Below are 16,568 nucleotides of genomic sequence, written 5' to 3' on the forward strand. Positions count from 1 at the left end.
GTACTGGTAATCGAAGACGACACCACCCTGGGCCACGCGCTCCAGGAGTTCCTGGCCGACCAGGGTTATGCGGTCGACTGGCTGACGGAAGGCGACCGAGTCCTGGGCGCTTTGGCGGGCCAGCCGTATGACCTGATGCTGCTCGACCTCAATCTGCCCGGCATGAGCGGGCTTGATGTGCTGCGGCAACTGCGCCAGGACGGCAATCAGGTTCCCGTGCTGATCCTTACCGCCCGCGACGGCATCGAAGACCGCGTTGCGGGCCTGGACGCCGGCGCCGACGACTACGTCACCAAACCTTTCGAACTGCCCGAGCTGGCCGCGCGCGTGCGCGCCTTTGGCCGGCGCCGTGCCGGTCAGGCGCAGCCGCTGATTGAAGTGGGCCCACTGGTGTTTGACACGGTCGGCCGCGAAGTCCGCGCCAACGGCCAGCGCCTGTCGCTGTCCGTGCGCGAACTCTCCGTGCTGGAGATGTTGATGGCCCGCGTGGGCCGCGTCGTGACCAAGCGCCAGATCGTCAACTCGCTGTCCGCCTGGGACGCCGATTTCAGCGAAAACGCTGTCGAAGTCTATGTGTACCGTCTGCGCAAGCGCCTGGAAGGCACGGGCGCCAGCATCCAGACGGTGCGCGGCTTCGGCTACATGCTGGATGTGGAAGCGGCCTGACGGCCCGGTCGCGCCCGGCATGCTCCGGCTGCGCGCTTCCATCCGCTCAAGCGAGGGTATCGCGTCATGACGCAGGAACGCACTCCTTCCGCTCTTCCGGCAGCACGCCCCTTGCTCCCTTCCCGTTCGCTGGCGCGGCACCTGGTGATCCGCCTGATGCCGCCCATCTTGCTGCTGGTCCTGCTGGACTTGGCGGCCACCTGGGTCATCACCCACAAGATCGACATGTCGCTCTGGATGCTGGAAGATTTCTTCTGGCTGATGGTGGTGGGGCAGGTGGCGCTGATCGCCCTGTTCACCTGGGTGGTGGTGCAGGGCGTGCGCTCGGGGCTGCGCTCCGTGAACCATCTGTCCGAAGAGATCCGCCAGCGTTCCATCGACGACATGCAGCCGCTGGAAGTGGCGGGCGTGCCGGTGGAAATCGAACCGCTGGTGACCCATACCAATGACCTGCTGCTGCGCCTGGATGCGTCGCTGGCAGCGCAGCGCCGCTTCATTGGGCATGCGGCGCACCAGTTGCGGACCCCCCTGTCCGGCCTGCGGCTGGAATCCGAACTGATGCTGGCCCGCCCCTTGCCTGACGACGTGCGCGCCCGCGCCGAGCGCATCAAGGCCGTCAGCGACCGCATGATCCGGCTGGGCCAGCAGTTGCTGGTGCTGGCGCGCGCCGATCCCAACGCCCGACCGCAGGACAGCTTTGTGCGCATCGACCTGTGCGAATGGGTGAGGGTGCATGGCGCCGAGTGGTTCCCGCGAGTGCGCGAGGCCCGCTACGAGCTGGACCTGGTGGCGCCCGACGCGCCCATCTGGATCGACGCCGACCCCTTGCTGCTGGCCGAACTGCTGAGCAACCTGATCGACAACTCATTGCGCTATGGCAATGAGACCGGTCGTATCACGCTGATCGTGGGCGCCAATCCGCCGTCGCTGACCGTCGAAGACGACGGGCCCGGAATTCCCGCCGACGAGCGCGACCGCGTGTTCGAGGCTTTCTACCGGTCGCCCACTGCGACAGCGGGCGGCTCGGGCCTGGGCCTGGCGATCGTGCGCGAAATTGCGCACGCCCACGGCGCCTGGTGGAAGCTGACCAGCCGCCCCCAATTCTCCGGCACACGGTTGTCCGTCGTGTTCCCCGGCCCCCGCAAAGGGGCTCAACTTACCCGTCAAGAACCCACATCATGAGCCAAGCCACGGCTGGTGTTCCTTCATCGTCCGGCGCGAATCCGGGTGGCGCGCATGCGCCATCGTCGCGCGCGGCGCTCATCATGGGCGCGCTGGGCGTGGTGTACGGCGACATCGGCACCAGCCCGCTGTACACCTTGCGTGCCTGCCTGACGGGCTTGAGCGTGCATACCGACCTGGAGCCCGCGCATCTGCTTGGCGTGCTTTCCATCCTGTTCTGGATGCTGATGGTGGTGGTGTCGCTGAAGTACGTGACGTTGGTGCTGCGTGCCGACAACCGCGGCGAAGGCGGCACGCTGGCGTTGCTGGAACTGGCGGTGCGCAATCGTGACGGCAAGATGCGCTGGGTGCTGATCGTGTTGGGGATTTTTGGCGCGGCGCTGTTCTACGGCGACAGCATGATCACGCCGGCCATCTCCGTGCTGTCCGCGCTGGAAGGCATCGGGATCGTGTCGCACACGCTGGATGCGTGGGTGGTGCCGATCGCGCTGGTGGTGCTGGTGGCGCTGTTTGCGATCCAGTCGCACGGAACGGGGGTCATGGGCAAGCTGTTCGGCCCGGTGATGCTGGTGTGGTTTGGCACGCTGGCCGCCCTGGGCGCCTGGCAGATCTGGTTGATGCCGGAGGTGCTGTCGGCATTGAACCCGATGTGGGGACTGCGCTTCATCGTCGAATTCCCATTGATCAGTTTCGTGCTGCTGGGCGCGGTGGTGCTGGCATTGACGGGCGCCGAGGCGCTGTACGCCGACATGGGCCACTTTGGCCGCCCGGCCATCCGCAGCGCCTGGTTCAGCATGGTGCTGCCCGCGCTGACGCTGTGCTATTTCGGTCAGGGCGCGTTGCTGTTGCGCGATCCCACGGCGATCCGCAACCCGTTTTTCATGATGGCGCCCGATTGGGGCCTGGCGCCGCTGGTAGCGCTGGCCACGATCGCGACGATCGTGGCGTCCCAGGCGGTGATCTCCGGCGCCTATTCGGTGACACGCCAGGCGGTGCAGTTGGGCTTCTGGCCGCGCATGCAGATCCTGCATACGTCGGCGGTCGAGAAGGGCCAGATCTATCTGCCCCAGGTCAATGCACTGTTGTTGTGCGCGGTGCTGGTCCTGGTGCTGCTGTTCCGCAATTCGGACAACCTGGCGGCGGCCTACGGGTTCGCGGTGACGGGCACGATGCTGACGACGTCGGTCCTGGCGTTCGCGGTGCTGCCGCGTGGCACCACGGGCGTCAAGCGCATGCTGTGGTTCACGGTGCTGGGCCTGCTGCTGCTGTTCGATGTGCTGCTGTTTTCGGCCAACGTGTTCAAGATCCACGAGGGGGGATGGCTGCCGCTGGTGGTGGCGATCGTGGTGTTCACGCTGATGATGACGTGGCGCCGCGGCCGGCACTTGCTGTCTGATATGCAGCATCGCGACCGGCAGCCGCTCAAGGAATTCATGGAACAGCTGGAGGCGTATCCGCCGTCGCGGGTGCCCGGGACGGCAATCTTCATGACGATGAATTCGGGCAATGTGCCGCCGGCGCTGCTGCACAACCTGAAGCACAACAAGGTGCTGCATGATCATGTGCTGTTCCTGACGATCCTGGTGGCGGACGTGCCGTATATCTCGCCGGAAGAGCGTTTCGTCGTGAACAAGCTGAGCGCGTCCAGCTGGACGGCGACGATCAACTACGGATTCAAGGAAGATCCCGACGTGCCGGACGCGTTGCGGCTGGTGGCCGAGGCGTATCCGGAATTGGACCTGGAGCCGATGCGGACGTCGTACTTCCTGTCGCGGCAGACGGTGGTGGCGGCAAGGAAGCCGGCGTTGTTGCGGTGGAGAAGGGCCGTGTTCTCGTTCATGGCGCGGAATTCGACGCGAAGCACGAAGTTCTTCAAGATTCCGGCGAATCGGGTCGTGGAGATGGGGATGCAGGTCGAGTTGTAGGCTTGTTTTTCGCCGGCGCGTTGCTTTGCGTCGTGAGGTTGCGCTTGTGACCTATCCGTCAGATCTGCGATGAATGTCGCGGGCATGAAAAAGCCCCTCGGTTTTTGCCGAGGGGCTTTTTTTGGGGCAAGAATTACTGGGGCGGAAGAATTACTTCTTCTTCTTGCCGTCGTCCTTCAGCTGCGGCAGCGACGTGCCGCTGGAGGCCAACAAGCCGGTCTTGACGTAGGTGAACAGCTTTTCGCGGGTGTCGACGATGTCGAGGTTGCGCATGGTGAGCTGACCGATGCGGTCTGCCGGGGTGAAGGGGGCGTTTTCCACCTTTTCCATGGACAGGCGCTCGGGCGCGTACGTCAGGTTGGCCGATTCGGTGTTCAGCAGCGAATAGTCGTTGCCGCGGCGCAGTTCGATGGTGACTTCGCCGGTGATGGCGCGGGCCACCCAGCGCTGGGCGGTTTCGCGCAGCATGATGGCTTGCGGGTCGAACCAGCGGCCCTGGTACAGCAGGCGGCCCAGCTTGCGGCCGTTTTCGCGGTACTGCTCGATCGTGTCTTCGTTGTGAATGCCGGTGACCAGGCGTTCGTAGGCGATGAACAGCAAAGCCAGGCCCGGGGCTTCGTAGATGCCGCGGCTCTTGGCTTCGATGATGCGGTTTTCGATCTGGTCGCTCATGCCGAGGCCGTGGCGGCCGCCAATGCGGTTGGCTTCCAGCAGCAGTTCGACCGGGTCGCTGAATTCCACGCCGTTCAGGGCGACCGGTTGGCCTTCCTCGAAGCGGACGGTGACTTCTTCGGCCTTCACGGCCACGTCGTCGCGCCAGAACGCCACGCCCATGATGGGCTTGACGATGCGGATGCCGGAGTTCAGTTGTTCCAGGTCCTTGGCTTCGTGGGTGGCGCCCAGCAGATTGGAGTCGGTCGAGTAGGCTTTTTCGGCCGACATCTTGTAGTCGAAGCCGGCTTGGCGCATGTATTCGGACATTTCCGAACGGCCGCCCAGCTCGTCGATGAAGCGCTGGTCAAGCCACGGCTTGTAGATCTTCAGGTCAGGGTTGGTCAAGAGACCGTAGCGGTAGAAACGCTCGATGTCGTTGCCCTTGAAGGTGCTGCCGTCGCCCCAGATGTTGACGTTGTCTTCCTTCATGGCGGCCACCAGCATCGTGCCGGTGACTGCGCGGCCGATCGGGGTCGTGTTGAAGTAGGTGATGCCGGCGGTCGAGATGTGGAACGCGCCCGCTTGCAGGGCGGCGATGCCTTCAGCCACCAGCTGCGCGCGGCAGTCGATCAGGCGGGCGTTTTCGGCGCCGTAGGCCAGGGCCTTGCGGGGAATCTCGTCGTAGTCGGACTCGTCGGGCTGGCCCAGGTTCGCGGTGTAGGCGTACGGAATCGCGCCGTTATTGCGCATCCACAGGAGCGCGGCGCTGGTGTCGAGGCCGCCGGAAAAGGCGATGCCGACCTTCTGGCCGGTGGGAAGGTTCGGGAGGATAGTGGTCATTGTTTGAGGTGAGACGCCAACAGGACTTTGACAGCAACGAGCCGCCAAACAAGAAAGGTGACCGCATTTTAACTCTTTTGACCGGGGCGGGCGCCGCCGGGCGGAAGGGCGTCCGCGCCGATGCGGGTGTCGGCCGCCGGCGCGAACAGGCGGGCCAGTTCCAGTTGACGGATCAGCGCGCCGGTGGCCGTGGCCAGCCGCGTGGCGGGACGATGCCGGGCGCTGGCCAATACCAGGTTGTTGGTGATCCTGGGCGAGCCGATGTCACAGAGCGACAACGCATGTTCGGCGGCGGGCCCCCGGGCGGCCGAACGCGGCAGGATGGCATAGGCGTCGCCCTGCGCCGCCAGTTCCACGATGGTCTGCACCGCGTCCACCTCGGCCGCGACCTTCAGGCGCACGCCCTGGGCGCGGCAGACGCTTTCCACCAGCGTGCGGATGGCATTGGGCAGGCTGGGCAGCACCAGGGGATAGTCGCCCAGCTGCGCCACGGCTACGCGGGCCGGCAGCGGCGGTTCGTGCCGGGCGGCGGCGGCCAGCACCAGGTCTTCCCGGAATAGCGATTCATAGGCCAATTGGGGCGAGGGCGCCGGGTCATACAGCAGCGCCAGGTCGACGCGGCCGGCCAGTAGCCATTCGCGGACCTGGGCGCTCAGGCCCTCTGCGACGGCGATCGAGGCGTCGGGAAAGCTGCGGCGGAACGCCTGCACCAGCGGCGGGGTCAGCACGCGGGCGATGCGCGGCGGAAGCCCGACCACGACTTTGCCGGCCGGGGTTTCGCGTAACGACTGCAGGTCTTCCTTGGCGCGGTCGGCCAGCGTCAGCAGGGCGCGGGCGTGTTCCAGGAAGCGCAGGCCGGCTTCGGTGGGTTCGGCGCCGCGGCCGTTGCGGTACAGCAGGTGCTGGCCCAGTTCCAGTTCCAGCAGGCGCACCTGCCGGCTAAGCGTGGGTTGCGCCACGTCCAGCATTTCGGCGGCGCGCGAGAAGCTGCGCCGCTCCGCGACCCGGACGAAATACTCGATCTGTTTCAGGTCCATTGGATATTTAATTTATGCATATCTGAAATCAAAGATATAGCATTGTTTGCCGGCCAGCAATCCGTGACGATGTCGTTTTTCCCGCAGGAAACCGCCGTGCCCGATTGCCGTCCCCCGCTTGCGTCCCCTTCCCATCCGCGTCATGCGCTGCCGCCGGGCGCGTGCGATGCGCATTGCCACGTTTTTGGACCGGCAGACGTGTTCCCGTATGCCGAGGGCCGTTCGTATACGCCGCCCGATGCGTCCTACGCCAAGATGGCGGCGTTGCACGCGCATCTGGGCGTCGAGCGCGCGGTGGTGGTGCAGGCCAATTGTCACGGTTCGGATCATCGCGCCCTGCTGGATGCGCTGGCTCGAAGCGGCGGCCGCTATCGCGGGGTGGCGTTGCTGGGGGCGGACGCCACGGTGGCCAGCGTCAAGTCGTTGCATGAAGGCGGCGTGCGCGCCGCGCGGTTCAATTTCGTGCCCCATCTGGGCGGCGCGCCCGAGCCGGCGGTGTTCGACCATGTCGTGTCCTTGATCGCGCCGCTGGGTTGGCACCTGTGCCTGCATCTGGATGGCGCGATGCTGCCCGACCTGCTGCCACGTCTTCGGGCGTTGCCGCTGCCGTTCGTCGTGGACCACATGGGCCGCTTGAAGGCGGCCGACGGGCTGGATTCGCCCGCGATGCGCGCCTTGCTGAGCCTGGCCGACGTGCCGCAGGCCTGGGTGAAGGTATCGGGCATCGACCGCATCGCATCGGGCCAGCGCCCGTTCGCGGAAGGCATTCCCTTTGTCCGCGCGCTGGTCGAGGCCCTGCCGGACCGGACATTGTGGGGCACCGACTGGCCGCACCCGAATGTGGCGGGCGACATGCCCGACGATGGCGAATTGGTGGACACGTTCTTCGAGGCGTGTCCCGATGCGGCGCTGCGCCAGCGCGTGTTGGTGGACAACCCCGCGCGGCTATACGGATTCAACTAGACGGCAGGCCCGCCCCTTCCGGGGGCCGGGCACAAAAGAACATTCCATTCAACGAGGAGACACCATGTTCAATAAGATTCTCTCGGCCACGGTGCTGAGTCTGGCCGCGTTCGGCGCGGCGCATGCCGACGGCCCGGTTCGCCTGATCATCGCGTTCCCGCCCGGCGGTCCGGTGGACCTGGTGGGGCGCGTGCTGGCCGAGCAACTAGGCAAAGAACTCAAGCAGCAGGTCATCGTCGAAAACAAGGCGGGCGCCAATGGCAATATCGCCGCGGCATACGTGGCCAAGGCGGCCGGCGACGGCTCGGTGCTGTTCCTGACCAGCGTCGGCGCGGTCGCCATCAGTCCGGCGCTGTACAAGGACCTGCCGTACGATCCGGTGCGCGATTTCGCGCCGGTGTCCAAAGTCGTGAACAACGCCACGGTGTTCGTGGTGAATCCCTCCAATCCGGCCACGGATGCCGCCGATTTCGTGAAGGCGTCGCAGGCCGCCAAGCAGTCGGTGGCGATCGGGTCGTCGGGGATCGGCAGCATTCCGCACCTGACGATGGAGATGTTTGCCGATGCCAGCAAAGCCAACGTGCTGCACGTGCCATACAAAGGCGCGGCGCCCGTCATCAACGACGTGATGGGCAACCAGGTGGCCGGGTTCTTCGGCGACGTGCCGGGCCTGATCGGCCATATCCAGGGCGGCAAGCTCAAGCCGCTGGGCATCGCCGCGCCCACACGTCACCCGCTGCTGCCGGACGTGAAGACGCTGGCCGAACAGGGCATCGCGGGCGTGGAATCGAATAACTGGTATGGGATCGTGGCGCCGTCGTCCACGCCGGCGGCGACGGTGGACAAGCTGAACCAGGCGGTGCGCGCCGCGTTGGGCAACGAGGCCGTGCGTGCCAAGCTCGAGAAGTTCGGCGCGCAGGCCGCGCCCAGCTCGCCCCAGGAACTGGCCGCGCTGATCGCCTCCGACCGTGCCAAGTGGACCGCGCTGATCCAGCGCAAGAACATCCGTCCGGAGTGAACATGAGTGCAAGCCGAGTCACCCCCGTGGTTCCGGGCACCCGCCAGGAACTGGCTGCGATCGAGGCGCGCATCAGCGCTGCGCGCGGCCGGATTTCGCCGCTGTACCAGGTGCTGCTGAATAGCCCGGCCGTCGTGGATGGCTGGGAAGCCATGCTGACCGCCATTCGCCAGAAGACGTCGTTGTCGCCGCGTCTGCGTGAACTCATCATCCTGCGCGTGGCGACCTTGAACAACGCGCCCTACGAATTTGACGCGCATGTGCCGCACGCCTTGGCCGGCGGCATGCCGCAAGACGTGATCGACGCTTTGCGGTCCAACCCGGCCCCCCACGACGTGCAAGGGCTGGCTCCCGGCGAAGCCGAGGTGCTGGCGCTGACCGACGCCATGACGCGCGACATCGAGGTGCCCGACGCGGTGTTCGCGCCCGTGCGCGCACGCTACGATGATGCGCAACTGGTCGAGCTGGCCGCCACGGTGGGCGCGTACAACATGGTGTCGCGTTTTCTTGTGGCGCTACGCGTTGGCCATTGAAAGGAGAAGACAGTGCAGGAAACCCTATTGCTGGTGTCGCTGGGCGAACGCTTTGATAACGCCCGCGCGGCCGACATGGCACAGCGCCTGACGGCCGGGCTGGGCGGCGTGGGCGTCAGCGCCTTTGCGGCCGTTGAAGAGGCCGACACGTATGTGTACCTGCGCGGCGCGGGCCACGCGCTGGCGGAAATCCAGGCCCGTCTGGCCGAGAGTTTTCCCGGCGCCCGCGCACGCGTGTTGCATCAAACGCTGGACCTGCCGGGGGCTTCGGCCGGCCAGGACGCGCCATGGCACTACATCGTGGAAACCGATGTGCTGCCCGAGGCCGAGCAGGACCTGAACGCCTGGTATGACCGGGAGCATCTGCCCGGGCTGGCGTCCGTGCCCGGCACGGTGCGTGCGATGCGTTTTGAATGCCGCGATGAATCGCCGCGATACCTGGCCTGCTACGACTTGCACACCCGCGAAACCTTCGGCAGCCCGCCGTGGCTTGCCGTGCGCGCCACTGACTGGAGCAGCCGCGTGCGGCCTTCGTTTCGCAATACCCGCCGCACGATGTTCAAGAAAATCCTGTGACCGCGGGCCGGCGACGGGCCGGCAAGGAGGCATGATGATGGTGAAAAAACTGCTGACCGGGCTGACGATCACCTGCGCGGTGGTGGCATCAGGTTCGGCGCTGGCCGATACGCCCAAACGCGTGAACGTGCTGGTGGGCAACGGTGCGTCGATCGAAGTGCTGGACCAGGGGCAGGGGCCCGCGCTGATGCTGCTGCCGTCGCGGGGGCGCGGCGCGCGGGATTTCGACGAACTGGCCGAACGCTTCGTGCAAGCCGGCTATCGCGTGCTGCGTCCGCAGCCGCGCGGCATCGGCGGCAGTACCGGACCGATGTCGGGCATCACGCTGCATGATCTGGCGGACGACCAGGCCGCCGTGATCCGCAACGTGGCACGCCAGCCGGTGGTGATGGTCGGCCACGCGTTCGGCAACTGGGTGGCCCGCGCCACGGGCGTCGACTACCCGGAGCTGGTGCGCGGGGTCGTGATCGTGGCGGCGGCGGCCAAGCAATATCCGAAAGGCTTGAGCGAACACGTGGACCGCAGCGCCGAACTGTCGTTGCCCGACGCCGAACGCCTGAAGTCGATCCAGTACGCGTTCTTCGCGCCCGGCAATGACGCGCGGGTCTGGTTGAACGGCTGGTATCCCGACGTCAGCGAAAGCCAGCGTCTGGCCGGCAAGGCAACGCGACAGGCGGACTGGTGGTCGGGCGGCGCCAAACCGCTGCTGGACCTGCAAGCAGAATTGGATCTGTTCAAGCCGCCAGCCACGCGCAACGAAATCCGCGACGAATTCGGGGATCGCGTGTCGCTTGTCGTGATTCCCGGGGCAGGGCACGCGCTGGTGCCCGAAAAACCGCAGGCCGTGGTGGACGCCATCGCCGCCTGGGAACGCACGTTGCGCTGATCGCGGCGCCTTCGAAAGGGGGCGATCGCGGACGCCCAGCCGCGGCGCTCCAAGCAAAAGGGCCCGGATATCTCAAGATATCCGGGCCCTTTTTGGTTGCCTACGGGCTTACTTGATCTGGCCCAGCAGCAGGAATTCCATCAGCGCCTTTTGCACGTGCAGGCGGTTTTCGGCTTCGTCCCAGACCACGCTTTGCGGGCCGTCGATGACTTCACCGGTGACTTCTTCGCCGCGGTGGGCAGGCAGGCAGTGCATGAAGACGGCTTCGGCGTCGGCCGCGGCCATCATTTCGGCATCCACGCACCAGTCGGCGAATGCGGCGCGGCGTTCGTCGTTTTCGGCTTCGTAGCCCATGCTGGTCCAGACGTCGGTCGTGACCAGGTGCGCGCCTTGGCAAGCCTCCATGGGATCTTTGAATTGGCGCAGGACGTTGGGCGACGGCGTGCCGATGCGCGCGGCTTCAAGTTCGTAGCCGGCGGGCGTGGACACGTGCAGCGTGAAGCCCAGCATTTCGGCGGCGTGCAGCCACGTGTAGGCCATGTTGTTGGCGTCGCCCACCCAGGCCACCGTCTTGCCGGCGATGGGGCCGCGGTGCTCGATGTAGGTGAAGATGTCCGCCAGGATCTGGCAGGGGTGGAACTCGTTGGTCAGGCCGTTGATGACCGGCACGCGCGAATGCGACGCGAAGCGTTCGATGCGGGTTTGCTCGAACGTGCGGATCATGACGATGTCGACCATGCGCGAAATGACGCGCGCGGTGTCTTCGATGGGCTCGGAACGGCCCAGCTGGGAATCGTTCGAGGTCAGGTTGATGACCGAGCCGCCCATCTGGTACATGCCCGCTTCGAACGACACGCGGGTGCGGGTGCTGGCTTTTTCGAACACCATCGCCAGCGTGCGGTCGTGCAGCGGCATGTGGGGTTCGTAGCGCTTGAATTTTTCTTTGATCAGACGCGCGCGGTCCAGCACATAAGCGATCTCGGCGGACGAAAAGTCCTTGAACTGGAGAAAATGCCGCAACGGGCCGTTTTGAGTCGTGGGAGGAGTCATGGTGATGTCGCAGGTCATTGGACCCGGCCGGGCTCGTGGCCCGGGCGGGAATGGGATGTTTCGGCCAGGAATTGTTGGATGAGCGGGACCAGTGTGCTGACGATCTGGTCTGCCTCTTGCTTGTTCAGGATCAACGGCGGCAGCATGCGGATGACGCGGTCGCGCGTGACGTTGATGAGCAGGCCGGCCGCCAGCGCGTGCGCGGCCAGAACGCCGCAGGGACGCGCCAGCTCGATGCCCAGCATCAGGCCGCGACCGCGAACCTCGGTGACGCCGTCGGTGCCGGCCAGGGCTTGTCGCAGCGCGTCTTTCAGGTAAGCGCCCACGGTATGGGCGTTGTCCAGCAGGCGCTCGGATTCCAGGGCGTCCAGCACCGCCAGGCCGGCCGCGCACACCAGCGGGCCGCCGCCGAACGTGGTGCCGTGGCTGCCCGGGGTGAAAACGCCCGCGGCAGGGCCTGCGGCCAGCATCGCGCCAATCGGCACGCCCCCCGCCAGGCCCTTGGCCAGCGTCATGACGTCGGGCGTGATGTCCGCCCATTGGTGAGCGAACCACTTGCCCGTGCGGCCGATGCCGGATTGCACTTCGTCGATCATCAGCAGCCAGCCGCGCTCGGTGCACAGGCGGCGCACTTCCTGCAGGTAGGCGATGTCGGACGGACGGATGCCGCCTTCGCCTTGCAACACTTCCAGCAGCACCGCCGCGGTACGCGGTTCGGCGTCGCCGGCGGCGCGCACGGCATCGATGTCGTTGTAGGCGACCTGGATGAAGCCGGTAGGCAGCGGTTCGAAGCCCTTGCGCGCCTTGTCGCTGCCGGTGGCCGCCAGCGTGGCCAGCGTGCGGCCATGCCAGGACGAATCCATGGTGATGATGTGGGCGTGCTTGTTGCCGCGCTGGTAAGCGTAGTAGCGCGCCAGCTTGATCGCTGCTTCGTTGGCTTCCGAGCCGCTGTTGTTGAAGGCGACTTCCTGCATCCCGGACAACGCCGTCAGGCGCGCGGCAAGCGCCGCCTGTTGCGGCACTTCATAGATGTTCGAGGTGTGGATGACGCGCGCGGCCTGTTCGCTGATGGCGGCGACAAGCTTGGGGTGGGCATGGCCCAGGCACGACACGCCGATGCCGGCCAGCGCGTCGAGGTATTTGCGGCCGTCGGCATCCCACAACCAGACCCCCTGGCCGTGCGTGAACGCAACCGGCAGGCGGGAATAGATATTGGCCAGAGGCGAGGTCATTGCGGATCCTCCTGGGGGATTACCAAAAATGCCGGCCCTTTTTTGGGGGTGTTTCTTGTAAGAAACGCCATTTGGAAGAGGGCAAAGGATCAATCATATACAATTCGCGGCGCAGGGCGCATGTTTGATCACGCCGAAGATCCGGCTTTCGTGAAAGGCGCGCTGTAGTGAAAGAACTCATGGCAACTCGCGTCAGACAATTCGTAATTCATGGCGTTACCGAAAGCGGTAGCCGATTCCGCCCCAGCGATTGGGCGGAACGGCTCGCCGGCGTAATGGCACAGTTCCGGCCCGCCGGCTGTGCCGGTAACCACCTCACTTATTCGCCTTATGTGCTGCCCGTCGTCATCGACGGCGTGCGCGGAATCGTGGTCGACCTGCGTTTGCGCGACCTGGAACCGCTGGCGTACAAGTTCGTGGTGGATTTCGCTCGCGACAACAACCTCAAGACGGAAGAACGCGAAATCTAGGCCCCAGAACCGAAAAGCGCCCCGACCGGGCGCTTTTCTCATTCTTGGGCAACCCTGCTCGCCCATCGGGCGGGCGCGCCCCTAGGCGCCGCATCCGCGCACCAGGCTTGGATCAGGCTCAGGCCCCGATCAGGCTCAGGTCCCGTAGCGGTCGAGGATCTTGCGGATGTCGCGCACCCCCGAGCCATCCGTGCTCAGCAGCGCCCGTGCGGTGACGGACTCCAGGTGATGCTCCAGCAGATGCAGCACGTGTTTTTCATCGCGTGCGCGCAGGCCCTCGACGATCTCCATGTGCTCGCTGACCGCGCACTCGCTGGAATGGGGGCGGCCGTATAACGCCAGGATCAGTGAACAGCGCGAGACGATTTCGTTCACGTAGCGGGCGTACACCGCATTGCCCGACAGCTCCGCCATCAGGATGTGGAATTCGCCTGATAGGCGGATGGATTCGTTCGTGCTGTTGCGCTTGCGGGCTTCTTCCTCTTGCGCCACGTGCTGCGCCAGGCGCGTCAACCCCGCTTCGGTGATGTGCTGCAGCAGCCGACGGGCCACATCGCGCTCCAGGCAGCGGCGCGCCTCGAAGATGTCGTGCGCCTCTTCCAGGCTGGGGCGGGCCACGGCGGCGCCCCGGTTCGGCCGCAGATCCACCAGGCCCTCGCTGAATAGCCGCGTCAACACTCCCCGAACGATGGTCCGGCTGACGCCGAAGCGCTCGCCGATGACGTCTTCTGGCAGTTTGTCGCCCGGCAGCAGGGCTTGTTCGATGATGGCCCGGCGCAAATTAATGTATACGATTTCGCTGCGATTTATGTCTTTCTTGGCGGGCTCGTTAGCCGGCGGCGCGAGAGGTTTCATCTTCTTCTTAGGCTCCTGTGCATGCGCATTTTCATTGTGTCGGAAAAGATCCGGCATCCGCTGCCGGCGCGCACGGCGGGGTGTAGGCAAGCATACTACACCGGGCGATAAGGGTTAGCGATAGCTTGAAGGCAGGACTGAAACGCGTACATTGTCCGCATAAATCGTATACAAACATTTATACAAAACCGGTCTGATTGATCCGGCTTCTGTATTTTGTTTGTATACAAAACGACCGAGGTTTGTTCCATGTCCGCCACGCCCGACGCCGTCGCCTTTGATCGGCCCGCTTTCACGCCATACCGCTTGCTGGTGATCAATGGCAACACCACGTCTGACCTGACCCGCAGCCTGGGCGAGCAGGCTCGCGCTTTCCTGGGGAGCGCGGCGCACGTGCATGCCGTCACGGCCGCGTTCGGGCCGGCCTACATCGCCAGCCGCGTCGAGGCGGCGGTGGCCGCCCATGCGGTACTGGAAACCGTCGAGCGCGAAGTTGCCCTGGCCGAGGCCCCGTTCGACGCCTGCCTGCTGGCCTGTTTCGGTGAACCCGGCATTGGCGCCGTGCGCGAATGCCTGCCGGTGCCGGTGGTGGGCATGGCCGAGGCCTCGATCATGGCCGCCATGCAGCGCGGCGACCGCTACGCCATCGTGACGGTGGGCCAGCGCTGGCCCGGCATGCTGCGCGAGCAGATCCGCCAATTGGGGCTTGAGTCCCGTTGCGCCGGCATCATCGCCTTGCCGGGCAATGCGCTGGACTACGTATCGCGTTCGCCCGAGTCGGCCGCCGAAGTCAGCCGCGCGCTGGATGGCGCGGTGGCGCAGGGCGCCGACGTGGTGATCGTGGCGGGCGCGGCGCTGGCGGGCTACCTGCCCGCGCTGCCGCGCCGGCCAGCCGTGCCCATCATCGACTCGTACCGGGCGGCGCTGGCTCAAGTGTTGGCCCTGGCCTCGCTGGACCGGGCGCAGCGCCTGTACGCCCCAGTCTGACCCGCCCGACCCGATCGCTTCACACATCGCGCCGGGCCCGATCCCGGCGACAGCAAACCGGTATTTCAGACCGATAGACAAGGGAGAGTTGCAGCCATGAAGACGTTGCTTAAATGGACCGCCGGGGCAGTGATCGCGTTGTCCGCCATCACCGGGGCCTCTGCCGCCAACACGCTGAAGTGGGGCGCCGCGCGCGACCTGGATTCGCTGGATCCGTATTCCTACGGCAGCACCTTCAATCTGGCGTTCCTGAACCATGTGTACGAAGCGCTCATCCGCTACGACGACAAGTTCAACATCACGCCGGCGCTGGCCGAGTCCTGGGAGGCCACGTCGCCCACCGTGCTGCGCTTCAAGCTGCGCCAAGGCGTGAAGTTCCACAACGGCGCGCCGTTTACCGCCGACGACGTGGTGGCCTCGATGACCCGGGTGTCGGACGTCGCCTCGCCGCTGAAGGGCAACCTGCCGGCGTTCAAGTCCGTGCGCAAGGTCGACGACTTCACGGTTGACATCGAGATGACGCATCCGTACCCGCTGATGCTCAATGACCTTACCAACATCTTCATCTTCAATCGCCAGTGGCTGGTGGACAACAACAGCACCAAGCCAACGGACGCCGCGAAGAAGATCGAAGGCTATGCCACGCACAATGCGAACGGCACCGGCCCGTTCAAGGTGGAGTCGTACCGCCCCGACACGCGGACCGTGCTGGTCGTGAACCAAGCCTGGTGGGACACGCCGCGCCACAACCTGGACCGCATCGAATTCACGCCCATCGCTTCGGCGCCGACGCGCGTCGCGGCGCTGTTGTCGGGCGACATCAATTTCACGGAAAACGCGCCGCTCCAGGATCTGGACCGCCTGCGCGCCGCGCCCAACGTGAAGGTGCTGGCGGCCACCGAACTGCGCACGCTGTACTTCGGATTCAATCTGAGCGACAAGCTGGTCGGCTCCAATATCACGGACAAGAATCCGCTGAAGGATGTGCGCGTGCGCCAGGCGTTGTACATGGCGCTATCGCCCGATCTGCTGCAAAAGCGCGTGATGCGCGGCCTGTCGCGCACGACGGGCGCATTGGTGGCGCCCACCATCCCGGGCTACGAGGCCAGGCAGGACGAGCGCCTGCCATTCGACGCCGCGCGCGCCAAGAAGCTGCTGGCCGATGCGGGATATCCCGACGGCTTCACGCTGTCGCTGCTGTGCTCGAACGACATGTTCGTGAACGAGGAAGAGCTGTGCCAGGCCGCGGCGTCGATGTGGGCGAGGATCGGCGTGAAGGCGACGCTGGCCAGCGGCCCGCGTTCGCTGCAAAACCCCAAGCGCTCGCGCGGCGAGTTCGATATCACCATCCATGGCTGGGCCAACGAGCCGCAGATCGACGCGCTGTCGATCCTGCTGCAGGTGATGCACAGCCGCACGGGGCCTGCCGGCGTCTTCAACTGGGGGCAGTGGGGAGACGCGGCGCTGGACGCGAAGATCGACGCGGCCGCCGCCGAGATGGACCGTCCGAAGCGCATCCAGATGATGGCCGAGGTATTGCAGACCCTGCATGACGACGTGCGCTTTTTGCCTTTGCACCAGCAGCCCATGGCCTGGGCCGTGGGCAACAAGGTGGGCGACGTGCTGCAGATGCCGGACAACAAGGCCCGGCTGTGGAATGTGCGCATGCAGTGATGCGTGCCTGAGCGGGGGGG

16 protein-coding genes are annotated in these 16,568 nt (G+C 65.6%); 11 read left to right on the plus strand and 5 right to left on the minus strand.

Going from position 1 to position 16,568, the window contains the following annotated elements; genetic code table 11:
• The 3 genes from ACE039_RS22745 to ACE039_RS22755 form a co-directional block, all read left to right on the plus strand.
• On the plus strand, positions 1–666 hold a 666-nt coding region (locus ACE039_RS22745; protein ID WP_485823400.1), incomplete at its 5' end, for a response regulator transcription factor.
• Positions 667–732: 66 nt separating this feature from the next.
• Positions 733–1,848, plus strand: coding sequence for a sensor histidine kinase (locus tag ACE039_RS22750; protein ID WP_233214166.1), 1,116 nt, complete (start codon positions 733–735; stop codon positions 1,846–1,848).
• Complete coding sequence (locus ACE039_RS22755) at positions 1,845–3,773, plus strand: potassium transporter Kup (protein WP_310032428.1); 1,929 nt, start codon at positions 1,845–1,847, stop codon at positions 3,771–3,773. The genes ACE039_RS22750 and ACE039_RS22755 overlap by 4 nt, the downstream gene beginning before the upstream one ends.
• 150 nt (positions 3,774–3,923) lie before the next feature.
• On the opposite strand, the gene argG is transcribed toward ACE039_RS22755, so the two are convergent.
• Entirely contained in the window at positions 3,924–5,267 is a 1,344-nt protein-coding gene (argG, locus tag ACE039_RS22760) for an argininosuccinate synthase (protein ID WP_105558491.1), read from the minus strand.
• Between the two features lie 68 nt (positions 5,268–5,335).
• Positions 5,336–6,304 carry a LysR family transcriptional regulator gene (locus ACE039_RS22765; protein ID WP_485823401.1) on the minus strand — a complete coding sequence of 323 codons (969 nt, stop codon included), beginning with the start codon at positions 6,302–6,304 and terminating at the stop codon, positions 5,336–5,338.
• A 96-nt stretch (positions 6,305–6,400) separates the two neighbouring features.
• Here ACE039_RS22765 and ACE039_RS22770 point away from each other — a divergent pair, with 96 nt between their 5' ends.
• From ACE039_RS22770 to ACE039_RS22790, 5 genes are all read left to right on the plus strand, one after another.
• Positions 6,401–7,267, plus strand: a complete 867-nt coding sequence (locus ACE039_RS22770; RefSeq protein ID WP_485823410.1) for an amidohydrolase family protein — start codon at positions 6,401–6,403, stop codon at positions 7,265–7,267.
• A gap of 64 nt (positions 7,268–7,331) precedes the next feature.
• Positions 7,332–8,285 carry a Bug family tripartite tricarboxylate transporter substrate binding protein gene (locus tag ACE039_RS22775; RefSeq protein WP_448710291.1) on the plus strand — a complete coding sequence of 318 codons (954 nt, stop codon included), beginning with the start codon at positions 7,332–7,334 and terminating at the stop codon, positions 8,283–8,285.
• Between the two features lie 2 nt (positions 8,286–8,287).
• Positions 8,288–8,818, plus strand: coding sequence for a carboxymuconolactone decarboxylase family protein (locus ACE039_RS22780; RefSeq protein WP_332008701.1), 531 nt, complete (start codon positions 8,288–8,290; stop codon positions 8,816–8,818).
• 12 nt (positions 8,819–8,830) lie between these two features.
• Positions 8,831–9,394, plus strand: a complete 564-nt coding sequence (locus tag ACE039_RS22785) for a hypothetical protein (RefSeq protein ID WP_485823402.1) — start codon at positions 8,831–8,833, stop codon at positions 9,392–9,394.
• Positions 9,395–9,428: 34 nt separating this feature from the next.
• Positions 9,429–10,280 (plus strand): alpha/beta fold hydrolase, encoded by an 852-nt coding sequence (locus ACE039_RS22790; RefSeq protein WP_485823411.1) that lies wholly within the window; start codon positions 9,429–9,431, stop codon positions 10,278–10,280.
• 108 nt (positions 10,281–10,388) lie between these two features.
• Here ACE039_RS22790 and argF read toward each other — a convergent pair whose 3' ends face one another.
• Together argF and ACE039_RS22800 are read right to left on the minus strand one after the other, a co-directional pair.
• On the minus strand, positions 10,389–11,330 hold the full coding sequence (argF, locus tag ACE039_RS22795; RefSeq protein WP_105558556.1) for an ornithine carbamoyltransferase: 942 nt from the start codon (positions 11,328–11,330) through the stop codon (positions 10,389–10,391).
• Positions 11,331–11,344: 14 nt separating this feature from the next.
• Positions 11,345–12,562 carry an aspartate aminotransferase family protein gene (locus ACE039_RS22800; RefSeq protein WP_448710283.1) on the minus strand — a complete coding sequence of 406 codons (1,218 nt, stop codon included), beginning with the start codon at positions 12,560–12,562 and terminating at the stop codon, positions 11,345–11,347.
• 179 nt (positions 12,563–12,741) lie between these two features.
• On the opposite strand from ACE039_RS22800, the gene ACE039_RS22805 reads away from it, so the two are divergent.
• Complete coding sequence (locus tag ACE039_RS22805) at positions 12,742–13,032, plus strand: DUF3579 domain-containing protein (RefSeq protein ID WP_013392635.1); 291 nt, start codon at positions 12,742–12,744, stop codon at positions 13,030–13,032.
• A 135-nt stretch (positions 13,033–13,167) separates the two neighbouring features.
• Here ACE039_RS22805 and ACE039_RS22810 read toward each other — a convergent pair whose 3' ends face one another.
• A complete protein-coding gene (locus ACE039_RS22810; RefSeq protein WP_105558498.1) occupies positions 13,168–13,887 on the minus strand; it encodes a GntR family transcriptional regulator in 720 nt (239 codons plus the stop codon).
• Between the two features lie 249 nt (positions 13,888–14,136).
• Here ACE039_RS22810 and ACE039_RS22815 point away from each other — a divergent pair, with 249 nt between their 5' ends.
• A complete protein-coding gene (locus tag ACE039_RS22815; RefSeq protein ID WP_485823403.1) occupies positions 14,137–14,874 on the plus strand; it encodes an aspartate/glutamate racemase family protein in 738 nt (245 codons plus the stop codon).
• A 96-nt stretch (positions 14,875–14,970) separates the two neighbouring features.
• Positions 14,971–16,548, plus strand: coding sequence for an ABC transporter substrate-binding protein (locus ACE039_RS22820; protein WP_485823404.1), 1,578 nt, complete (start codon positions 14,971–14,973; stop codon positions 16,546–16,548).
• The last annotated feature ends 20 nt before the right edge of the window (positions 16,549–16,568 follow it).

The organism is Achromobacter maghribensis (assembly GCF_057334215.1).